General features: G+C 69.1%; 17 protein-coding genes and 2 pseudogenes. 15 read left to right on the top strand and 4 right to left on the bottom strand.

The features are described from left to right. The 8 genes from U9980_RS01405 to pspM all read left to right on the top strand — a co-directional run. On the top strand, nucleotides 1-1607 hold a 1607-nt coding region (locus tag U9980_RS01405), incomplete at its 5' end, for a DNA translocase FtsK (protein ID WP_322766341.1). Nucleotides 1608-1700: 93 nt separating this feature from the next. After that, on the top strand, nucleotides 1701-2507 hold the full coding sequence (locus U9980_RS01400) for a helix-turn-helix domain-containing protein (protein ID WP_322766340.1): 807 nt from the start codon (nucleotides 1701-1703) through the stop codon (nucleotides 2505-2507). A gap of 9 nt (nucleotides 2508-2516) precedes the next feature. Beyond that, on the top strand, nucleotides 2517-3944 hold the full coding sequence (locus tag U9980_RS01395; RefSeq protein WP_322766339.1) for a MiaB/RimO family radical SAM methylthiotransferase: 1428 nt from the start codon (nucleotides 2517-2519) through the stop codon (nucleotides 3942-3944). Nucleotides 3945-3976: 32 nt separating this feature from the next. After that, nucleotides 3977-4555, top strand: coding sequence for a CDP-alcohol phosphatidyltransferase family protein (locus U9980_RS01390; protein WP_322766355.1), 579 nt, complete (start codon nucleotides 3977-3979; stop codon nucleotides 4553-4555). After that, nucleotides 4545-5831: a competence/damage-inducible protein A gene (locus U9980_RS01385; RefSeq protein ID WP_322766338.1), complete on the top strand. Its 1287-nt coding sequence runs from the start codon at nucleotides 4545-4547 to the stop codon at nucleotides 5829-5831. The genes U9980_RS01390 and U9980_RS01385 overlap by 11 nt, the downstream gene beginning before the upstream one ends. Nucleotides 5832-5940: 109 nt before the next feature. Continuing rightward, nucleotides 5941-6282, top strand: coding sequence for a helix-turn-helix transcriptional regulator (locus tag U9980_RS01380; RefSeq protein WP_322752077.1), 342 nt, complete (start codon nucleotides 5941-5943; stop codon nucleotides 6280-6282). A 36-nt stretch (nucleotides 6283-6318) separates the two neighbouring features. Beyond that, a complete protein-coding gene (locus U9980_RS01375; protein WP_322766337.1) occupies nucleotides 6319-7071 on the top strand; it encodes a PspA/IM30 family protein in 753 nt (250 codons plus the stop codon). Nucleotides 7072-7089: 18 nt separating this feature from the next. Further along, on the top strand, nucleotides 7090-7833 hold the full coding sequence (gene pspM, locus U9980_RS01370; protein ID WP_322766336.1) for a phage shock envelope stress response protein PspM: 744 nt from the start codon (nucleotides 7090-7092) through the stop codon (nucleotides 7831-7833). A 2-nt stretch (nucleotides 7834-7835) separates the two neighbouring features. Here the strand turns inward: pspM and U9980_RS01365 are convergent, their stop codons facing one another. Next, nucleotides 7836-12197, bottom strand: a complete 4362-nt coding sequence (locus tag U9980_RS01365; RefSeq protein ID WP_322766335.1) for a DEAD/DEAH box helicase — start codon at nucleotides 12195-12197, stop codon at nucleotides 7836-7838. A gap of 39 nt (nucleotides 12198-12236) precedes the next feature. Between U9980_RS01365 and U9980_RS01360 the strand changes: the two genes are divergently transcribed. The 7 genes and pseudogenes from U9980_RS01360 to U9980_RS01330 all read left to right on the top strand — a co-directional run. Then, nucleotides 12237-12431 carry a DUF3046 domain-containing protein gene (locus tag U9980_RS01360; RefSeq protein ID WP_322747865.1) on the top strand — a complete coding sequence of 65 codons (195 nt, stop codon included), beginning with the start codon at nucleotides 12237-12239 and terminating at the stop codon, nucleotides 12429-12431. A 228-nt stretch (nucleotides 12432-12659) separates the two neighbouring features. Beyond that, nucleotides 12660-13697, top strand: coding sequence for a recombinase RecA (gene recA / locus U9980_RS01355; RefSeq protein ID WP_322752073.1), 1038 nt, complete (start codon nucleotides 12660-12662; stop codon nucleotides 13695-13697). A 23-nt stretch (nucleotides 13698-13720) separates the two neighbouring features. Beyond that, nucleotides 13721-14227, top strand: a complete 507-nt coding sequence (locus tag U9980_RS01350; protein WP_322766334.1) for a regulatory protein RecX — start codon at nucleotides 13721-13723, stop codon at nucleotides 14225-14227. Between the two features lie 268 nt (nucleotides 14228-14495). Then, on the top strand, nucleotides 14496-16175 hold the full coding sequence (gene rny / locus U9980_RS01345; protein WP_322766333.1) for a ribonuclease Y: 1680 nt from the start codon (nucleotides 14496-14498) through the stop codon (nucleotides 16173-16175). Nucleotides 16176-16216: 41 nt separating this feature from the next. Then, the gene (gene miaB, locus U9980_RS01340; protein ID WP_322747869.1) at nucleotides 16217-17698 is read left to right on the top strand and encodes a tRNA (N6-isopentenyl adenosine(37)-C2)-methylthiotransferase MiaB; all 1482 of its coding nucleotides are present in this window, start codon (nucleotides 16217-16219) and stop codon (nucleotides 17696-17698) included. A gap of 68 nt (nucleotides 17699-17766) precedes the next feature. After that, entirely contained in the window at nucleotides 17767-18447 is a 681-nt protein-coding gene (locus U9980_RS01335; protein ID WP_322766332.1) for a hypothetical protein, read from the top strand. Then, a pseudogene (locus tag U9980_RS01330) lies at nucleotides 18432-19184 on the top strand (alpha/beta fold hydrolase); the annotation flags it as partial. The gene U9980_RS01335 and the pseudogene U9980_RS01330, both read left to right, overlap by 16 nt. A gap of 27 nt (nucleotides 19185-19211) precedes the next feature. On the opposite strand, the gene hflX reads toward U9980_RS01330, so the two are convergent. The 3 genes and pseudogenes from hflX to U9980_RS28365 all read right to left on the bottom strand — a co-directional run. Further along, nucleotides 19212-20663, bottom strand: coding sequence for a GTPase HflX (gene hflX / locus U9980_RS01325; RefSeq protein ID WP_322766331.1), 1452 nt, complete (start codon nucleotides 20661-20663; stop codon nucleotides 19212-19214). Between the two features lie 45 nt (nucleotides 20664-20708). Continuing rightward, the gene (locus tag U9980_RS01320; RefSeq protein ID WP_322766330.1) at nucleotides 20709-21584 is read right to left on the bottom strand and encodes an EAL domain-containing protein; all 876 of its coding nucleotides are present in this window, start codon (nucleotides 21582-21584) and stop codon (nucleotides 20709-20711) included. A gap of 49 nt (nucleotides 21585-21633) precedes the next feature. After that, nucleotides 21634-21783 (bottom strand): annotated as a pseudogene (locus U9980_RS28365) (tRNA (adenosine(37)-N6)-dimethylallyltransferase MiaA); the annotation flags it as partial.

The raw sequence follows: 21783 nt of genomic DNA, 5'->3' as shown, positions 1-21783 counted from the left end.
CGAGTGACGCGCTGGCGGCTGAAGAGCCGACGGCTGAAGAGCGGGCGCCCGTGCCGAGAGCCCGGCGCAGAACGCCGAAGGTGCCCGACCCGGCCCCGGTGATGCACTTCGTGGCGCCCAGCGCGGGTGGCGGTGTGGACAGCACCTACGTGCTGCCGTCGCCGACCCTGCTGCAACGGGGAACGCCGCCGAAGGTGCGGTCGGCCGCGACGGACACGGTGATCGCCTCACTGACGGATGTGTTCTCCCAGTTCCGGGTCGACGCCCGGGTGACTGGCTTCACCCGCGGGCCGACGGTGACCCGCTACGAGGTGGAGCTCGGTTCGGCCGTGAAGGTGGAGCGGATCACCCAGCTGGCCAAGAACATCGCGTATGCCGTCAAGAGCGCCGATGTCAGGATCATCAGTCCGATCCCGGGCAAGAGCGCGGTCGGTGTCGAGATCCCCAACACCGACCGGGAGCTGGTCTCCCTCGGTGACGTCCTGCGCAGCACCGAGGCGACCGGTAACCCACATCCGCTGATGGTGGGGCTGGGCAAGGACATCGAGGGGGGGTATGTCGTCGCGAACCTGGCGAAGATGCCCCACATCCTCATCGCGGGCGCCACCGGCGCCGGTAAGTCGACCTGTATCAACACGCTGATCACAAGTGTGCTGGCGCGGGCCAGCCCTGACCAGGTGCGGTTGGTGCTGGTCGACCCGAAACGGGTCGAACTGACCAACTACGAGGGCATCCCACATCTGATCACGCCGATCATCACGAATCCGAAGAAGGCCGCGGACGCGCTGGCCTGGGTTGTCAAGGAGATGGAGAACCGGTACGAGGATCTTGCTGCCTGCGGGGTTCGCCACGTCGACGACTTCAACCGCAAGGTCAGAGCGGGAGAGATCGTGGCGCCGCCGGGCTCGGAGCGGGTGTACGTGCCGTATCCGTACATCCTGACGATCGTCGATGAGCTCGCCGATCTGATGATGGTGGCGCCACGGGACGTGGAGGACGCGATCTGCCGGATCACGGCCATGGCACGAGCCGTCGGCATCCATCTTGTGCTGGCGACCCAGCGCCCGTCGGTGGACGTGGTGACCGGTCTGATCAAAGCGAACGTGCCGTCGCGGTTGGCGTTTGCGACCTCGTCCCTGGCGGACAGCCGGGTCATCCTCGACCAGGCCGGTGCCGAGAAGCTGGTCGGGCTCGGTGACGCACTCTTCCTGCCGATGGGTGCGGGCAAGCCGGCTCGTATCCAGGGCGCCTTTGTTTCCGAGGAGGAGATAGCGGCGATCGTCGCCCATACCAAGGAACAGGCGACTCCGGCGTTCCGCGAGGATGTGTTCGTCGGTCAAGGCGAGTCCAAGAAGGACGTCGACGAGGACATCGGCGACGATCTTGCTTTGTTCCTGCAGGCGGTGGAGCTGGTGGTGTCCACCCAGTTCGGGTCGACGTCGATGCTCCAGCGCAAACTGCGGGTGGGTTTCGCCAAGGCCGGCCGGTTGATGGACCTCATGGAAAGCCGCGGAATCGTCGGGCCCAGCGAGGGCTCGAAGGCGCGGGACGTGCTGGTCATGCTCGACGAACTTGAGGGTCTCCTGACAACCCTACGTAATGGATAGCAAGCGTCCTGGTGGTCCTGAGGACCGGCTTTCGGCTGGTGGCCGACGACCGTAGACTCAAGTCCACTGATCTGACCGGTGCGGAGGTTGGCCATGCGGTCCGATGCTGGCGTGGGTGCGGCGCTTGCCGCGGCCCGTGGCGCGCGGGGCATGTCCGTTGCCGAGGTCAGTGAGCGGACCCGTATCCGCGTGACGTTGATCAAGCAGATGGAGAACGAAGACTTCGCCGGTTGCGGCGGCGTGGTGTACGCACGTGGTCACATTCGGAGTATCGCTCGTATGTTGGAGATCGATCCGGAACCCTTGATCGCCGACTACGACCGGGTGCACGGCCGGGTGCCGGAGGCGCCTGTGCTTCCGCCCCGGGAGTTCGACCCGCTTATCGCCGGCGGCGGGCCGCGACGTCAGGGTTTCGCCCGGATGCCGGCGGTAGCCATCTCGCTGGCATCGGTGTGCGTGCTGGTCGGCCTCGCCGTCGTGCTGACTCCGGGCGGGTCCGGCGGGACTGCCGGAGTCGCGCAGGGCGCCACCGCCGCTGTCGTTGCGCCGTCGTTGCAGGGTGGGGCTGCGCCGGCCCAGCCCGCCACCACACCCCGGCCGACGACACCGCCGCCGGCCGGGGTGAACGTCCTCGTGGCGGTTCGTGGTGATCCGAGCTGGCTGGAGGTCCGCGACGAGAGCGCCCGGGTTCTGCTACAGCAGATCCTGCAGCCCGGTGACAGCCGCACAGTCACGGCCGATCGTTCCATGGAGATCAAAATGGGGAATGCGGGGGCCGTTGACGTGTCCTGTAATGGGCGGAATCTGGGGCCGAGCGGGAACCCTGGCCAGGTTGTCACCGTCCGCGTCGGTCTCGGTACCTCGGGAGACTGCATCGTTGGTGGTGCGGTGCCCCGGTAGCCTGACGTCGTGCCCGATCGCCCCGTTCGCAGCGTCGCCCTGATCACATTGGGATGTTCCCGTAACGATGTGGACTCCGAAGAGCTGGCAGCGCGGCTCGGTGTCGACGGCTGGACGGTGGTCGACGATCCGAGTGGCGCCGACGCCGTGGTTGTGAACACCTGCGGTTTCATCGAGGTCGCAAAGAAGGACTCGATCGACACCGTGCTCGCCGCCGCCGACCTGCGTGACAGTGACGGGGGCCCGCGGGCGGTGGTCGCCGTGGGGTGCCTGGCTGAGCGGTACGGCCGGGAACTGGCGGACAGCCTGCCGGAGGCGGACGCGGTACTGGGTTTTGATGCCTACCCGGCGCTGGGGCGACATCTGGATGCCGTGCTGCGCGGTGAGACGCCACGCGCACACACCCCGCGTGACCGGCGGACCCTGCTTCCGATCACTCCCGTGGACCGGCAGCGGGTCGACCGCCCGGCACCGGAAGTCCTGCGGAAACGCCTGGTCGGCGGTCCGGTCGCGCCATTGAAGATCTCCAGTGGATGCGACCGTCGCTGTGCGTTCTGTTCGATTCCGACGTTCCGTGGCTCGCATGTCTCCCGTCCACCGCAGGAGGTCATGGCCGAGGCAGAGTGGCTGGCCGGTCAGGGCGTGCGGGAACTGGTCCTGGTCAGTGAGAACTCGACCTCCTACGGCAAGGACCTGGGGGACCTGCGGGCGCTGGAGAAGCTCCTTCCCCAGCTGGCCGCGATCGCAGGCGTCGTGCGCGTCCGGGCCGTGTACCTTCAGCCGGCGGAGGTGCGGCCGTCCTTGCTGGAGACGCTACTGACGACATCCGGGGTCGCCCCTTATCTCGATCTGTCGTTCCAGCATGCGAGCCCGTCGGTACTTCGGCGGATGCGCCGCTTCGGCGGCGCTGACGCCTTCGGTGACCTACTGGCCCGGGCGCGCGCCTTCGCCCCGGAGCTCGGGGCACGTTCGAACGTGATCCTCGGTTTTCCGGGCGAGACCCCGGCCGACGTCGCGATTCTCGAGCGTTTCCTCGCCGACGCCGATCTTGATGCTGTCGGGGTCTTCGGCTATTCCGACGAGGATGGCACCGAGGCGGCCAGCCTGCCCGACAAGGTCACCCCGGCAACCGTGCGCCGGCGTCAGCAACGGGTTACCGACCTGGTGGAGCAGCTGACCGCCGAGCGGGCACAGCGGCGGATCTCCTCGGTCGTCGAGGTTCTCGTGGAAGAGGTCGTCGGCGGGCTGGCGCATGGGCGGGCGGCCCATCAGCAGCCCGAGGTTGACGGCGCATGCACCGTTGCGTTGCCGGCCGGATCGGTCGCGGAGGTCCGGGTGGGGGATCTGGTGAGCGCCACGGTGGTTGCGACCGAGGGTGTTGATCTGATCGCCGAGTTCGCCGAGTTCATCAATGTCGTTGATTCCGTGTCGAGGTGAGTGCACCCGGGCCGGGTACTGCCGTCAGCCGGATGAACCTGGCCAACGCACTCACCGTCCTGCGGCTCGCGCTCGTGCCGGTGTTCGTGGCGTTGATGTTCGCAGCCGGTGGTCACGTCGCGGGCTGGCGGGTGGCCGCATGTGTCGCGTACGCGGTCGCGGCGCTGACCGATCAGGTTGACGGGTATGTTGCCCGCAGCCGGAGCCTCGTCACCGATTTCGGGATCATCCTCGACCCGATCGCGGACAAGGCACTGACCGGCGCCGCGCTGGTGTCCCTCTCCCTCCTGGGCGACCTGCCGTGGCCGGTGACCGTCGTCGTCGCGGTCCGGGAGGTCGGTGTGACGCTGCTGCGGTTGTGGGTGATCCGGCGTGGGGTCATGGCGGCCAGCCGCGGTGGCAAGCTCAAGACCCTGTTGTTCAACTGTGCGCTCGGTCTCTATGTTCTACCGCTGGACGGGGTGGGCGCGTCAGCCAGGGCGGTCATTCTGGCTGCCGGTGTGCTGGTCGCGGTCGTCACGGGTCTGGATTATGTGGGGCGGGCACTGGCCTTGCGGCGGGCGGCGACGCAGGTTACCGAAAGAGCGCTGGAGGACAGCGATGCGAGTTGAACTGCTGGCCGTGGGAGACGAACTGCTTTTCGGAGACATTGTCAACGGCAACGCCGCATGGCTCGGGCGGCAGCTCGCGGACGTGGGTGTCGTGCTGAAGACCTCCACGGTGGTGGGTGACGACGTCGAGATGATCGCGGCCAGGATTGCCGAGGGCCTCGGTCGGGCGGACGCCGTCATCATGACCGGTGGGCTGGGGCCGACCCAGGACGATCTGACCCGCGAGGGGATCGCCCGGGCCGCCGGGGTGGGGCTGCGCCGGGACGCCTTCCTGGAGGCGATGCTGCGTAGGCGTTTTCGTGCGCTCGGGCGGGAGGGCCCGGCCGCCGGCGGCGTCGTGGCGCCGGAGATGAACTACCGCCAGGCGGACATACCCGAGGGTGGCGAGCCGTTACCCAACGAGGTCGGTACGGCACCCGGCATCCAGCTGGAGATGGCGGGCGGGGTGGTATATGCGATGCCCGGGGTGCCGCACGAGATGTACCCGATGTTCACCGGGTCGGTCCTGCCGGATCTGCTCCGCCGGGCGGGCGAGCCCGCGGTCGTGGTGCACCGGGTGCTGCGGACCGCCGGGGTCTGGGAGTCGGTGGTCGCCCACGCCCTCGCCGAGGAGATCGACCGGCTCGCCCCGATCGGCAACCCGACGATCGCCTTTCTCGCCAGCGGCGGTCAGACCCGGGTCCGGATCAGCGCCCGGGCCGGTGACCGGGCGCAGGCCTACACGCTCATCGAGCCGGTCGAGGCGGCGGCGCGGGCAGCCCTGGGCAGTGCGCTCTACGGCGTCGACGACGACACGTTGGAGGGAACCGTCCTGGGCCTGCTCGCAGACCGGGGCGAGACCCTCGCGGTCGCCGAGTCGTTGACGGGCGGTCTACTCGCGGGGCGCCTCACCGACGTCCCGGGCGCGAGCGCGGTGTTCCACGGCGGCGTGGTCACCTACGCAACCGACGCCAAGGTGTCGGTGCTGGGCGTCGACGCGGGGCTGCTGGCCACCAGCGGCGCGGTGTCGACCGAGGCGGCCGCGGCGATGGCCACCGGCGTCCGGGACCTGTTCGGGGCGACCCACGGGCTCGCGGTGACCGGCGTGGCCGGTCCCGACGAGCTGGAGGGCAAGCCGGTCGGGACGTTGCACATCGGTATCGCGGGGCCGTTCGGCGTGGCGACCAGGTCTGCCCGCCTGCCCGGAGACCGGCCGCAGAACCGTACCTACGCAGTTGTCCAGGCATTGGACGCTCTTCGGCGTACCCTGGCAGTTCATACGTGCCAGCCGGGATGAATCGCGGACGCGGGTTGCTTACATAGTTACATTCGCATCAACGGTCGGCCATCCCGGTGGACGGCAGGTATACGGTAAGGCCCAGCCCGAGGACGAAGGAGGAGGCACGATGGTCCTGCTCCGACGCATGCTCGGCGAGGCATTGCGCCGCCGCCGTCAAGATCAACATCGAACCCTCCGTGAGGTGTCCTCCGCCGCGAGGGTATCGCTCGGATACCTCTCCGAGATCGAACGTGGGCAGAAGGAGGCGAGTTCGGAGCTGCTCGCCGCGATCTGTGCGGCGCTCGGTGTCCGGCTGGCCGATCTGCTCCGTGAGGTGAGCGACGACCTGGAGCTCGCCGAGTTCGCCGCCGGTGGGTCGGCGCGGGTTGGCGGCCCGATGGCGGGTATGGCGGCCATGGCGGCACGCGGGGGCGGCACATCCACCGCCGTGGTGGAGCGCGCAGCTTAGCTTCGCGGCGCAGCGCCGGCGTGGGACGATCGGTGCATGGCGAACGTCGTCCGCAAGTTCTACCGCTACCTGTCTGCATCGGCGAACCGGAAGCTGGACGACCGGGCCGATCCGCGGGTCCAGATCGACCAGGCGATTACTGAGGCCCAGCGCCAGCATCAGGCACTCGTCGGGCAGGCCGCCGCCGTGGTGGGTAACCAGCGGCAGCTGGAGATGCGGATGGCACGTCAGATCGACGAGGCGGAAAGCCTGGCCGCATCCGCGCGTCAGGCCGTCATACTTGCCGATGCGGCCAACGCGAACGGCGATGCGACCGGCGGCGAACGGTACGAGCAGACCGCACGGGCTTTCGCCGGCCAGCTCGTGGCCGTGGAGAGTTCTCTGGAGGAGCTCAAGGCCCTGCACCAACAGGCCACCTTCTCGGCAGAGCAGGCCCGTCGTGCCGTCGAGGACAACACCGCGCGGTTGCAGGGGCAGCTTGCCGAGCGCGCGCGCCTGCTGACCCAGATCGAGCATGCCGCCATGCAGGAGCAGCTGAGCAAGGCCCTTGATGGAATGTCCCAGCTGACTCCGCCGGGTGACACCCCCACGCTGGCGGAGGTCCGCGACAAGGTCGAGCAGCGCTACGCGGTATCCCTGGGACGCCATGAACTTGCCTCCCAGGGCGTGGAGGCCCGGATGTTGGAGATCCGCAGGGCGACCATGGACGCGAAGGCGTCCAATCGGCTGACCGAGATCCGCACAGCGCTGTCCGCCGACAAGCGCTCCCCGGACCAGTTGGAATCCTGACCCGATGCTGGTGACCCGATGCTGGTGAATTACCTACCGGAGTGGCTGCGCGCCGACGTTGAACGCCGGAGCGTGGTACGCGGTGAGCGGCGGCTCGTCCGGGGGCACGCTCGCCGCCGGCGGCGGGCCGAGCGGTCCACCCGGCTGTGGATCGGGGTGGCCGTCCTCGCCCCGGCGATCGCGGCGGTGGAGGGCAGCTGGGGGTGGCTGGTCGTGGCGGCCGGCGCGTTGGCCCGGGCAGGCCTGGCCTGGCACCAGGCACAGGGTGCCGCGTCGTTGTCGCCCGTGGTCCTGCCGCTGCCGAGCGCACCCCTACCGTCGCGGGTACGCCTGTACGGGTCGGCCGCGGCGGACCCGTTGCAGCGCGGTGAGGCGGCAATTGCCGCGCTTGCGGCGATCATGCGGGCGTCGCCGCCGGGACCGGCCGCCGAGGCGGTCCGCGCGGCGATGGCATCGGCCGCGGAGGTGGTGGACAGCCTGCGGAATCGGGCCCAGCACGTCCTGGCCTGCGAGTCGGCGGCTCGGGCGGTTGCCGACGTCGGCCGCCGTGCCGAGATCATTTCGACGGTCTCGGACCTGGTGAGCGCGATGAACGCCGCGGTGCAGGCGTTGGACGCCATGCTGGCCGCCGCCACCGACCTGCTCGCCTCAACGGTCTCGACCGTCTCAACGCCGTTGACGCCGGGGCAGCTCGACGGTCTTGACCGCCAGACGGCCACCCTGCGGGCCTTTGCCGAGGGCTTGCGTGACCTCAGGGGCTGACCTCAGGCGCGCAGCCGCAGGCCGCCCGGAGTGTGCTGGAAGCCCGCGCGTTCCAGCGCACGGCCGAGTTCGCTGCCGAGCAGGTCATGAGCAAGCCGCAGCTGGCCGCCGGCCCTGCGGACGGTGTCCACGAGGGCGTCCGCCGCCGGTGCCAGGACCGTGGACTCGTCCGTCCAGGTCAACACGGTCCTGCCACCGCGTTCGACATACATGATTAACTCGCCGTCGACCAGGACGACCAGCGCGCCGGGCGTGCGCCCTGGTCGGTGCCCACCGCCGGCCGGTGCGGGCCATGGCAATGCCGCGCCGTAGGGGTTGGCGGGATCGGCCGCGGCCAGCACGACCGCACCCGACGGTGGCGTGGTGGCCCGCAGCCGGTCGACCGCGCCGGTGACGGCGAACTGAGCCGCCCCGAGGGACTCCACGAAGTAGCCGCGCCGGCATCGGCCGGAATCTTCGAATGCCGACAGGACGCGGTACATCCCGGCGAAGCCGCCTGGGATCCGTTCGGCGCCGACCGCACCGCGGGTGACGATCCCATACCGTTCGAGCATCGCTTCGGCCTGTGCGTGGGCTCGCAGCGTCGGATCCGGATCACGTTCAGGCAGCAGGGACCAGCGGCCGGCGACCGTCGGTGGGCCGCCGCGGCGCGGCATGGCCGGACGCGGGATGCGCTGGTTGCTCCGGTGGGTACCGCGCCCACCGCTCAGCGCGGCTCGCAATGGGGCGAAGGTGTCGTTGGTGACCAGGCCCGCCCACACCAGGTCCCACAGGGCGCTTGCGAGCGCGGTGTCGTCGAGACTGGTGATCCGGTCGGACAAGGTCCGGAAGAACAGCGCAGCCTGTCCGTCGAGGGCCGCCAGCACCGCGCCGTGCAGCGGGGTGCTGGCGGCGTCCGGTACCGCCGGGGGCAGCAGCAGGGCCGCGGCGTCCGCTGGCACCAGGGTCACCCAGCCGTCGTTGCCGGGCAGGCCGCCGGCCCCTGCCCACAGTACCTCGCCAGACACGCACAGCTCATCAAGCAGTGCCGGGCTGTAGCCCGACACCCGGCTCGGCAGGACGAACTGTTCCCAGGCGCTGGCCGGGACAAGCGCACCCTGAAGTTGTTCGACAGTCCGGGCCACCGCGTCGATGCCGTGCGAGCCCGTACCGCCGCCCCCGGGAGAGACCCCCTGCCAGCCTGGCAGAAACCGGGCGAACACCTGGACGGGTACCGGCTCGACAGCACGCCGCGACGCCGCGAGGCTGCGCCGGCGAAGCGCCCGTAGGACGCCTTCGTCACACCACTGTTCGCCGGTGCCGCCCGGGCGGAGCTCGCCGCGCACGAGCCGGCCGGTGCCGACCATCCGTTCCAGACCGGCGCTGACCACCCCGACGCCCAGACCGAACCGGTGCGCCACCGCTTCGGTGTCGAACGGCCCGTGCGTGCGGGCATATCGCGACAGCAGGTCCCCCAGGGGATCGACGACGGTCGCGGTGAAGGTCCCGGGAACACCGAGGGGAACCGGTACGCCGAGGGCGTCGCGCAGTCGTCCGGCGTCCTCGATCGCCACCCAACGTTGCGTACCAGCGATGCGCACCCGCAGCGCGCGGTGTGTGTCGGCAAGTTCGGCGAGCCAGGCCGTGGTTGCTCCCCGAGCCAGTGCCTGCGCGGTGGTGAGGTCGCCGACCACCCGCAGCAGATCGGCTGTGCCCTCGACGTCGTGCGCGCGGCGGTCGGGCGCCAGCTGTTGGAGCTCGGCCTCGAGCTGTGCCAGCACAGCCGTGTCGATCAGTTCGCGCAGATCCGCCTGACCGAGCAGCTGCGCGAGCAGGGAACTGTCCAACGCCAGTACCTGGGCCCGGCGTTCGGCCAGTGGCGTGTCACCGGCGTACATGAACGCGGCGACATAGCCGAACAGCATCGAACGGGCGAAGGGCGACGGCGTGGCGGTCTCGACCTCCACCACACGCATGGTTCGTGACGCCACGTCACGCATCAGCCCCGTCAGCGCGGGGACGTCGAAGACGTCCTGCAGGCATTCCCGCATGGTCTCCAGCACGATCGGGAAGTTGTCGAAGCGTGCCGTCACCGCCAGCAGATGGGCGCTGCGCTGGCGCTGCTGCCACAGTGGCGTTCGCCGGCCCGGGGTACGTCGGGGCAGCAGCAGCGCCCGGGCGGCACACTCGCGGAACCGACTCGCGAACAGCGCGCTCGTGCTGACCTCCGTGCGGACCACCGCGTCGATCTCGTCCGGGTCGAACACGACGACGTCGGCGGTGGGAGCGATGTCGGCGTCGGGTACCCGCGCCACGATGCCGTCGTCGGAGTGCATGATCTGTACTTCGGTGCCGTAACGGTCGCGTAGGCGTGCCCCGATGGCCAGCGCCCACGGCGCGTTCACCAGGGCGCCGAACGGAGCGTGAACCGCCAGCCGCCAGTCACCTAGCTCGTCGCGAAAGCGTTCGACGACGATCGTCCGGTCGTCCGGCAGGTGACCGGTTGCCTCCTGCTGCTCGACGAGGTAGGCGAGCAGGTTGTCGGTGGCCCACTCGTCGAGACCCGCCGCCTGGATGCGTTGGCGCGCACCTGCGGGCCCGAGACGGGCGAGTTCCCGGGTGAACGCGCCGAGCGCGCGACCCAGCTCGGCCGGCCGCCCGGGTGTGTCGCCGTGCCAGAACGGCAGCCGCCCCGGCTGTCCCGGCGCCGGGGTCACCAGCACCCGATCAGGGGTGATCTCCTCGATGCGCCAACTGGACGAGCCGAGCAGGACGACGTCACCGACCCGCGACTCGTAGACCATCTCCTCGTCCAGCTCGCCCACCCGGCTTGCCTTCTCGCCGACGAGGAAGACACCGAACAGACCCCGGTCGGGGATGGTGCCTCCGCTGGTGACCGCGAGACGACCGGAACCGGGCCGGCCGGTGAGCGTGCCGGTGGCGCGGTCCCAGACGACTCGCGGGCGCAGTTCGGCGAAGTCGTCGGAGGGGTATCGACCGGCGAGCATGTCCAGGACGGCATCCAACATCGCCGGTGGCAGGGTCGCGAACGGCGCGGCGCGCCGGACCAGCGCGGCCAGGTCGTCGACCGACCACGGTTCCATGGCGACCATCGCCACGATCTGCTGGGCCAGGACGTCGAGTGGGTTGCGTCGGTAGCGCAGCTCCTCGATCGCACCGTCGCGCATCCGTTCGGCCACGACGGCGCACTCGGGGAGGTCGCCACGGTGCCGGGGCACAATCACCCCGCGGCTGACGGCTCCGACCTGGTGCCCGCCGCGCCCAACCCGCTGCATGCCCGCGGCGACGCTGGGTGGCGACTCGACCTGGATGACGAGGTCCACCGCTCCCATGTCGATGCCGAGCTCCAGACTGGAGGTGGCCACCACCGCGGCCAGCCGGCCGGCCTTCAGATCGTCCTCGATGAGCGCCCGTTGTTCCCGGCTGACGCTGCCGTGATGGGCCCGGGCCAGCGGCTGATCGGTGTGCGTGCGCGCGGTGTACGCCTCGTTCAGGTGGGCGCACAGTCGTTCGGCGAGGCGCCGCGAATTGGCGAAGACGATCGTCGAGCGGTGCGCGAGTACAAGATCGAGGATGCGTTCCTCCACGGCGGCGGGACTGTCCGCAAGGCTGGTCATGTCCGCCACCGGTACGACCACGTCGATCTGCAGCGTCTTGTCGGCCGGTGGGCATACGACCGTGACCTGGCCAGCCCCGCCGAGCAGGCGCGCGACCTCCTCGATCGGGCGAACGGTCGCCGACAGGCCCACCCGCTGGGCGGGGCGTTCCAACAGCGCGTCGAGGCGTTCCAGGCTGAGCGCGAGGTGCGCGCCGCGTTTGGTGCCGGCCACGGCGTGCACCTCGTCCACGATCACTGTTTCCACCGCGCGCAGCGACTCGCGGGCCTGGCTGGTCAGGATCAGAAACAACGACTCGGGCGTGGTGATGAGCACATCCGGTGGTAGCCGGCCAAGGGCCCGCCGTTCGCCGGCCGGCGTGTCGCCTGACCGAATACCGACCCGTACGTCGGGCTCGGGCAGGCCCAGGCGTGCCGCGGCCGCCCGGATGCCGGCGAGCGGGGCGCGCAGATTACGTTCGATGTCCACGGCCAGCGCCTTGAGCGGGCTCACGTACAGCACGCGGCACCGTCGGGACGGTTCGGCGCTCGGACCGGTGCCCGGACCGGCGCGGACGAGCCGGTCCAACGACCACAGAAACGCCGCGAGCGTCTTGCCCGACCCGGTCGGCGCGACGACCAGGACGTTGGCTGCGTCACCGATCGCCTGCCAGGCACCCACCTGCGCGGGCGTGGGCGCAGGGAACACGGCGGCGAACCAGGCCCGGGTGGGCTCGCAGAACCGCGCGAGGGGGGATCGGGTGGACATGTTCCGAGTCTGCCTCGCCGGTCCGACACACTGGGGAGCGTGCGACTGACCGAGTTCTGGGCGCGGATGAACAAGCAGTTCGGTTCCGGGTACGCGGAATCGGTCGCCCGTGACCATGTGGTGGCCCGGCTCGGCGGGGTGACGGTGTCCGACGCCCTGGCTCGCGGCGACGATGTCAAGGATGTCTGGCGGGCTGTGTGTGACGACTTCGAGGTACCCGCGCGCGACCGTTGACCGGATTTGCGGCGTGTCGCCCGCGTGGTCGAACGAATGTTCGTCTACTGTGGATGGCGAGCGCCCAGGTCTGCTGCGGTCGCCGGTGACGGGAGGAGGGGCATGATCGTTTCATCCTCGACTGGTCGGTTGTCCACAGGTCCGGCCCGGCGCTCGAAACTGTCGGACCTGCCCCCTACCGTCACCAACGTGGCCAAGACTCGACGACCTCAGCCTGGAGTGACTCCCATGGCAGGACTCGACCGTGAGAAGGCGTTGGAGAACGCCCTCGCACAGATCGACAAGCAGTTCGGCAAGGGCTCGGTTATGCGGCTCGGCGACGAAACCCGCCCACCGGTCCAGGTCATCCCGACCGGTTCCATCGCGTTGGATGTGGCACTCGGCATCGGTGGGCTGCCACGAGGGCGGGTAGTGGAGATCTACGGCCCGGAATCGTCCGGTAAGACGACGGTTGCCCTCCACGCGGTCGCCAACGCCCAGGCGGCCGGCGGGATCGCCGCCTTCATCGACGCCGAGCACGCACTCGACCCTGACTACGCGGGCAAGCTCGGGGTCGACACCGATGCGCTGCTGGTCTCCCAGCCCGACACCGGTGAGCAGGCGCTGGAGATTGCGGACATGCTCATCCGATCCGGGGCGATCGACATCATCGTCATCGACTCGGTGGCCGCTCTCGTGCCCAGGGCCGAGATCGAAGGTGAGATGGGCGACAGTCATGTCGGCCTCCAGGCCAGGCTGATGTCCCAGGCGCTGCGCAAGCTGACCGGTGCTCTTTCGAACACGGGCACCACCGCCGTCTTCATCAACCAGCTCCGCGAGAAGGTCGGCGTCATGTTCGGTTCGCCCGAGACGACCACGGGTGGTAAGGCGCTGAAATTCTATGCCTCAGTACGGCTGGATGTCCGTCGTATCGAGACTCTGAAGGACGGTGCGGATGCCGTGGGTAACCGCACTCGGGTGAAAGTCGTGAAGAACAAGATGGCGCCTCCGTTCCGGACGGCGGAGTTCGACATCGTTTATGGCGCTGGCATAAGCCGTGAGGGTTCCCTGATCGACATGGGGGTCGAGCACGGGATCATCCGCAAGTCCGGAGCCTGGTACACCTACGACGGCGATCAGTTGGGTCAGGGTAAGGAGAACGCTCGATCCTTCATGCGTGACAACCCCGACATCGCCAACGAGATCGAGAAGAGGATCAAGGAAACTCTCGGCCTGGTGCCGTCGATCGACGCCGATCAGCCATCCCCACCGGCGGTTGATCTCTGACTGGCGGAAGGCGTTGATCGGTGATGCCGCTGTCGGATCGTAGCCGAGAAGAGGGCACGGACCCGGTGGAGCGGGCACGGGAGATATGCCTGCGCCAGCTTGAAGCCCGCCCACGAAGCCGCGCGGAACTGGCCGCCACGCTGGATCGCCGCGGAGTTGATCCAGAAACGGCGGAGATTGTGCTGAACCGTCTGGTCGCGGTGGGTCTGGTGGACGACAAGGCGTTCGCCGCCGCGTTGGTGTCCTCCGCCCGCGTGAACCGTGGTCTCGGTCGACGCGGTCTTGCCCACGAACTGCGGCGCCGGGGGGTGGACCCGGAGATCTCCTCGGTGGCTCTGCAGGCCGTGGACGGCCAGGACGAGGAGGCCACCGCACGAACGTTGGTACGACGCAGGCTGGCCACGATGGACGATGTGCCGGCGCAGGTGCGTGCCCGACGTCTGGCCGCGTTGCTCGATCGTCGCGGCTATCCTTCTGATCTTGTGATGCGAGTGGTCACGGAAGAAGTGGAGGGTGGTGCGGCGGACTAGCATTTCTTGACCGTTCGACAGGCGCAGACCTACGCTCACCGAAGGTGAGAGGGCTCCCGCGGTGACGCGGTTCCGATAGCGTGAAACACGTTCACATGAGAGTGGTTGACCCGGATCGTGGCGCCTGCGGGCGCTGTCGTGCCCGCTTGGGCTCAACCCGCCTGTCAGTAGCGACACGGGTTGACGTTCCGGAACGGCCCGTTTCGTGGGTCCTTCGCCGCTCCGGCCCGCTACTTGCGGGCCAAGGCCGGTAGCGGGAGGAGGACCGATGGGTGTTCTCCTTGCTGTGCTTGGGGCCTGTCTGTTCATGGGTTTGGTGGTCATAGCCGTGCTGCTTCTGCGTGTACTGGGCGCGGGTGCGTTGGCGGCGCCCCGGCCTGGCACGGATGACGAGCAGCCGACCGAGCATGTCGACACCCAACAGGCCGCTGAACGTCGCGAGCAGGCGGAACTGGAGGCCGCCGAACTTATCCGCCGAGCCGAGGAAACCGCCCGGGCGGTGCAGGAAAGGGCAGAGTCCGAATCCGCGCTGCGAGCGTCCCTTGCGGAGGCCCAGGCGCATGAACTGGGTCGTAAGTCGGCCGAGACATTCCGGGTGCAGGCCGAGGCGGAGGTGCGGCAACTGCGATCTGAGCTCCACGCACAGGACGCCCGGCTCGTCCAGCGTGAACAGCGCTTGGAGGTTCGCACGGCCGCGATTGACGAACAGGCACGCCAGCTTGAGACCCGAGACCATGATCTCGCGGCTCGGGAGGTCGAGGTTGCCAGGCGTCGGGCCGAACTTGTCGACTTGGAGGAGGAACGGCGCCAGACGCTGGAGACCGTCGCCCGGCTCACCGCTGCCCAGGCGCGTGCCGAGCTTGTCAAGGTGGTCGAGGCCGATGCCCGCCGAGATGCCGCCGTGCTTATCCGTGACATCGAGGCACAAGCACGGGAGCAGGGCGAGGACAGGGCTCGGAAGATCGTGACGTTGGCTATTCAGCGCGTCGCATCGGAGGCGACCACCGAGTCGGTTGTTTCCGTGCTGCACCTGCCCAACGACGAGATGAAGGGCCGCATCATCGGCCGCGAGGGGCGCAACATCCGCTCGTTCGAGGCGGTCACCGGGGTGAATGTCATCATCGACGACACGCCGGAGGCGGTCCTGCTCAGCTGCTTCGACCCGGTGCGCCGCGAGGTTGGAAAGATCACCTTGGAGGCGCTGGTCTCAGACGGGCGCATCCACCCACACCGGATCGAGGAGGAGTACGACAGAGCCCGGCGTGAGGTCGAGGCACGCTGTATCCGAGCCGGTGAGGACGCGCTCATGCAGACCGGGATCGCGGAGATGCACCCCGAGCTGATCGCCCTGCTCGGACGCCTGCGCTATCGGACCAGCTATGGGCAGAATGTTCTCGCGCACCTGGTCGAGTGTGCCCATCTGGCGGGGATCATGGCGGCTGAGCTGCGGCTGCCCCCAGCCCTGGCCAAGAGGGGAACATTGCTGCATGATCTTGGCAAGGCTCTGACCCACGAGGTGGAGGGCAGCCACGCCCTCATCGGTGCCGAGATCGCCCGGCGCTACGGTGAGGATGAGGAGGTCGTTCATGCTGTCGAAGCGCATCACAACGAGGTTGAGCCACGGTCGATCGAGGCCGTGCTGACCCAGGCCGCCGACCAGATCTCCGGTGGGCGACCGGGCGCTCGCCGGGAGAGCCTGGAGTCCTACGTCAAACGGCTCGAGCGCATCGAGCAGATCGCCGGCGAGCGCCCGGGTGTCGAGAAGGTGTTCGCGATGCAGGCCGGCCGCGAGGTCCGGGTGATGGTCGTATCGGATCAGGTCGATGATATTGCCACCCATATGCTGGCTCGGGACGTCGCCAAGCAGATTGAGGACGAACTGACCTACCCCGGTCAGATCCGGGTCACCGTCGTCCGGGAGACCCGCGCCGTTGAAGTCGCCCGTTAGCGGGCTGGGAGCGTCCGGCTTGCGCACCGTAGGCTGGCTGGGTGAGTCCCCGCAGCTATCAGGTCCGGACGTTCGGCTGTCAGATGAACGTCCACGACTCCGAACGCATCGCCGGCATGCTTGAAGCTGCCGGCTACGTACCGGTCGAGACCGGAGCCGAGGTCACGCCCGATCTGGTGGTCTTCAACACATGCGCGGTCCGGGAGAACGCTGACAACCGCCTCTACGGCAATCTCGGCCAGATGTACCCGGCCAAGCAGCGCCACCCGGGCATGCAGATCGCAGTCGGTGGCTGCCTCGCACAGAAGGACCGCTCGCTGATCACCGAACGTGCCCCCTGGGTGGACGTCGTGTTCGGTACCAACAATCTACACAGGCTGCCCGTCCTGCTGGAGCGGGCCCGGCACAATGCGGTGGCCGAGGTCGAGATCGCCGAGGTGTTGGAGGTCTTCCCCAGCGCGCTTCCCGCCAAGCGGGTAGCGCACCATTCGGCCTGGGTGAGTATCAGCGTCGGCTGCGACAACACCTGCACCTTCTGCATCGTGCCGAGCCTGCGCGGCACGGAGACCGACCGTCGCCCCGGGGACATTCTCGCCGAGGTCGAGGCGCTGGTCGCCGAAGGCGTTCTGGAGATCACTCTGCTCGGCCAGAACGTGAACTCCTATGGCCGGTCGCTGGGCGACCCGGGGGCGTTCGCGACATTGCTGCGCGCCTGCGGGACGATCGACGGCCTGGAGCGGGTCCGGTTCACCTCGCCGCATCCGCGCGACTTCACCGATGACGTGATCGAGGCGATGGCGGTGACGGAGGCCGTGTGTCCGCAGCTGCACATGCCGTTGCAGTCGGGATCGGACGCGGTGCTGCGGCGGATGCGCCGTTCCTACCGCCAGGAGCGTTTCCTCGGGATCGTCGAGCGGGTACGGGCGGCGATGCCCCACGCCGCGATCACCACCGACATCATCGTCGGCTTCCCCGGGGAGACCGAGGCAGATTTTGCCGACACCCTGCATGTGGTCCGCGAGGCGCGGTTCGCCAGTGCTTTCACGTTCCAGTATTCCAGGCGAGCGGGCACCCCGGCGGCGACCATGGACGGGCAGGTCGAACCGGCGGTCGTGGCGGAGCGCTATGACCGGCTGGTGGCTGTTCAGGAGGAGATCTCCTGGGAGGCCAACCGTATGATCGTCGGTGAGCGGGCGGAGGTTCTGGTTGTCGAGGGCGAGGGACGCAAGGACGCCGCCACCGGGCGACGATCCGGCCGGGCCCGCGACGGTCGCCTTGTCCATCTCCGGCCGCCAGCGTCGTCCGGCAGTTCCGATCCCGGGATACGGCCTGGCGACGTGATGGAGACTGTGATCACCAGAGCCGCACCGCACCATCTGGTGGCGGACGGGCCGCCGTTGACCCACCGGCGGACCAGGGCGGGTGACGTCTGGCAGGCCGCACAGCGCTCGCCGAGTCACGACGGCGACGCCGGGATGACTCGCCGGTCGACCGACCTCGGCATGCCTACGCGCCGCCGGTGACGCTGGTCGCGGCGGCGGTTTGCCCGCATCCACCGTTGCTCATCCCCGAGGTTGCGCGAGGCGAACCCGTGGCGGTGCGAGAGGCGGCGATCCGGGCCATCCGCAGGCTGGTCGGGTGGAACCCGGACGTCCTCGTCGTTGTCGGCGACGCCCCACGGACCGCAGCCTACGCGGCCGGTCAGTCGGGATCGCTGGCCGGTTTCGGGGTACCACGATCGGTTACGCTGGGGCGGGCGACCCATCATGGTCGGCAATGCGGTGGCCAGCCGACATCGTCGTTGTCGTTGTCGTTGACGGTCGGAGCCTGGCTGCTCGAACAGACGTCGTGGCGGGGGGACGTCGCCGGATTCGGTGTGAGCGCGATGACCGCTGTGCGGGATGCCGTGCAGATCGGCGTCGCGTTGGCCCGCTGGGCGGCCCGGGTCGCATTGTTGGTGATGGCGGACGGCAGCGCCAGACGGACGGCCGCTGCACCCGGGGGATTCGACGAGCGCGCCGCGGCCCATGACGCCACGGTGGCGGCGGCGTTGGCCGCCGCCGACGCGTCCGCGCTGCTGCGGCTCGAGCCCGACCTCTCCCGTGAGCTGATGGCGGCGGGGCGTGCGTCGTGGCAGGTGCTGGCCGGCGCGAGCCTGATTGCCGGATCGAGCGATACGCACGTACGGTCATGTGTGTCTCGCGCTGAGTACGTTGATGCACCCTACGGTGTGGGGTACGTGGTCGCCTTCTGGGAATGGGGGAGTCGCTAGCCATGCTCTCGACGCCGACGGAACTGCCACCAGGGGTGCGGCGCCTGACCTGTGCGGGTCTCGCGGCGCTGCGAGCCGGTTCCCCGGCGGACCCACCGGTCGTCCTGCTGCCCGGCTACACCGGGAGCAAAGAGGACTATCTGATGATCATGACAGGGCTGGCGCAGGCCGGGTTCAACGTCATCGCGGTCGATCAGCGCGGCCAGTACGAGTCGTCTGCCGCCGATCCGGAACGGGAATGCACGGTCACGGCTCTTGCCGAGGATGTCGGACGGGTGGTTGACGACATCGGCCAGCCGGTGCATCTGCTGGGCCATTCCTTCGGCGGTCTCGTCGCCCGCGCCGCGGTCATCAGCCGGCCTTCGTCCGCGGCGAGCCTGGTGCTGCTCTGCTCCGGCCCCGCCGGCATCGTCGGCGCCCGCCGGATCGCGCTGCGAGCCATGCGGGTCGTCTACGACCGCAGCGGCCGCGACGCGGTGTGGGCCGCAGTGCGCGCTGCGGACACCACCGTCCACCCGCCCGGCGGCCGGGAGTTCCTCGAGCATCGCTTCTTCGCCAGCAGCGATGTCGGGCTACGGGTCATGAGCGAACAGCTCCTCGACGAGCCTGACCGAGTCGGCGATCTCGCCGCCGCGACCGGCGCGGTCGACACGCCTGTTCTGGTCGCACACGGCATCGCCGATGACGCCTGGCCGCCGCATTTGCAGGCGGACATGGCGGCGCGCCTCGGTGCCCGCTACGAAGTGATCCCCGGGGCCGCGCACTCACCTGCGACCGAGAGTCCCCGGGCCACCGAGGCTGTGTTGATCGATTTCTGGCTGAAACACGGCGAGCGCAGCGGCGAGGCCGACCGGTACCCGGGCCCGCACCTCGGTGCCGTCCGCGGTGTGCCGCAGATCGAGGACCTCGCCGTCGGCGTAGACCCGTGACACCAGATCCCCGCGGGCGAACGGTACGAGCACACATACCTCCACCGCCGGGTGGGGCACACGTTCGGTCAGCGCCTCCACCAGGGTGGACAGGCCCTCGCCCGTGCGTGCGGACACGAATACCGCGTTCGGGATGCTTCGGCGCAGCCCGGCCAGGACCTCCGGGTCGGCGGTATCGATCTTGTTGACCACGACCAGCTCGGGGACGTCCCCGGCGTCGACGTCGTTGACCACCATGCGGACAGCCGAAATCTGTGACAGCGGATCGGGATGCGAACCGTCGACCACGTGCAGGAGGAGATCGGCGTCCGCGACCTCCTCCAGCGTCGAGCGGAACGCCTCGACGATCTGGTGCGGCAGGTGGCGGACGAAACCGACGGTGTCAGCGAGGGTGAAGGTCCGACCGTCGGGGAGCGTGGCCCGTCGCACCGTCGGGTCCAGCGTGGCGAACAGCGCATCCTCGACGAGTACGCCCGCGCCCGTCAGGCGGTTGAGCAGCGAGGACTTGCCGGCGTTGGTGTAGCCGGCGATCGTGACCGCGGGAACCCCGCTGCGTTGGCGCGACGACCGTTTCGTCGCCCGGATCGTCTTCATGTCGGCGAGCTCGCGGCGGAGCCTGGCCATGCGCGCGCGCAGCCGTCGCCGGTCAGTTTCGATCTTCGTTTCGCCAGGGCCCCGGGTCCCGATCCCACCGCCGGACCGCGACATCGACTCACCCCAGCCACGCAGCCGCGGCAGCATGTACTGCAGCTGGGCAAGCTCGACCTGCGCCTTGCCTTCCCGGGATGTCGCGTGTTGGGCGAAAATGTCCAGGATCAGCGCGGTCCGGTCGATGACCTTGACCTTGACGACGTCCTCCAGCTGGCGCAGCTGGCCGGGAGTCAGTTCACCGTCGCAGACAACGGTGTCGGCGCCGACGGCGGCAACGACCTCGCACAGTTCCCGTGCCTTGCCGGAACCGACGTACGTGGCCGCGTCGGGGGTGTCGCGCCGCTGGACGAGTGCGTCCAGGATGACCGAGCCGGCCGTGTTCGCAAGGGCCGCGAGCTCGGTCATGGAGGTCGCGACGTCCGTTGCGGTCCCGGCGGTCCACACGCCGATGAGGACGACCCGTTCCAGCCTGAGCTGGCGGTACTCGACCTCGGTGACGTCATCCAGTTCGGTCGCCAGACCCGGTACCCGGCGCAGGGCCGCCCGGTCGGCGAGATCGTGTCCCTCACCGGTGGCGTCGAAGAAGTGGTCGCGGACGTGGTCGCGGATGGAGTCCTCAATGGCGGGAAGCGTCATATCGCCCTTCTCTGACGCGGTTGGATGCCGGCGGTCGATCCCTGATCAGCCGGCGCCGGCCGGGGTGCGTATCGGTACGGTGGCGGGGGGGTGGGAGGCGGGACCCGAGCGCCCATGCCGGCGGTCCGGTCGGCCACGGCCGAGCGCGATCATCCGGGCGTCGTCAGTGGGAACGGGCGGGCAGAACAACCGGCCGGCGCCGCGGTCACAGCTCATCGCGGCCAACCTGGACGCGATGACCATGCTGTCAACGCCCTCTGCTGTCACCACCAGCCGACGTCGGTGAGCCAGCGTGATGATCGAGGCCAGTACGGCTTCACCTTCCAGATCCCGCTGCATTGCGTGGAGGAAGCGACCGTCGATCTTCACCATGTCCAGCGGCAGGACGTCAAGAGTCGACATTGAAGCATACCAGGTGCCAAAGCCGTCGACGCCGATCGCTGGTCCGAACGAACGTAGGTGGCTCAACAGACGGGGTACCCCGATGTGCGCGAGCCCAAGAGTCTGTTCGGTGAACTCCAGCCCGAGGGCTCCCGGTGGCAGCCCGCGGCCAGACACGAGGCCTGCCACCTCGACGGCGAAGTCCGGCCGGGTCAGCTGGTCGGCGGTGACGTTCACCCACAGCCGGGGCGGGCGGATGGTGGTCCCCGATGCCATCTCGTGCCACGTCCGCGCCTCCGCAACGGCAGTTCGAAGCACCCAGCGGCCGACCTGTTCGGACAGGCCTGCGGCTTCGGCGACCGGCATGAACTGCGCCGGGCTTAGCAGGCCACGGTCGGGATGCTGCCAGCGCAGAAACGCCTCCATCGCCGGAACCGACCCATTGCGCAGGTCCACCTCGGGCTGGTAATGCAGCTGCAACGACCCGTCGTCAAACGCGGCACACAGGGCCGGGACGAGGTTCAGCTCGAGCGCGGTCACAGATGTCTCCAGACGCCGGGATGAACGGGTCGCCGGTACCCATCGCCCGTCAGGCTGAGCGGACCATGCCCGCCACCTGCTCGACGTCAGGACGGTCCAGCCAAATTATGCGGGGATCGCGGCGAAACCACGACCGTTGTCGGCGGACGAATCGGCGCGTCGCGGCAATTGTTGCAAGTCGGGCGGATTCGTTTGATTC

Source organism: Protofrankia sp. Cr1 (genome assembly GCF_963555865.1).
Lineage (GTDB): Bacteria > Actinomycetota > Actinomycetes > Frankiales > Frankiaceae > Protofrankia.
The sequence above is the reverse complement of the archived record's forward strand: the minus strand, read 5'-3'. Positions and strand labels throughout refer to the sequence as shown.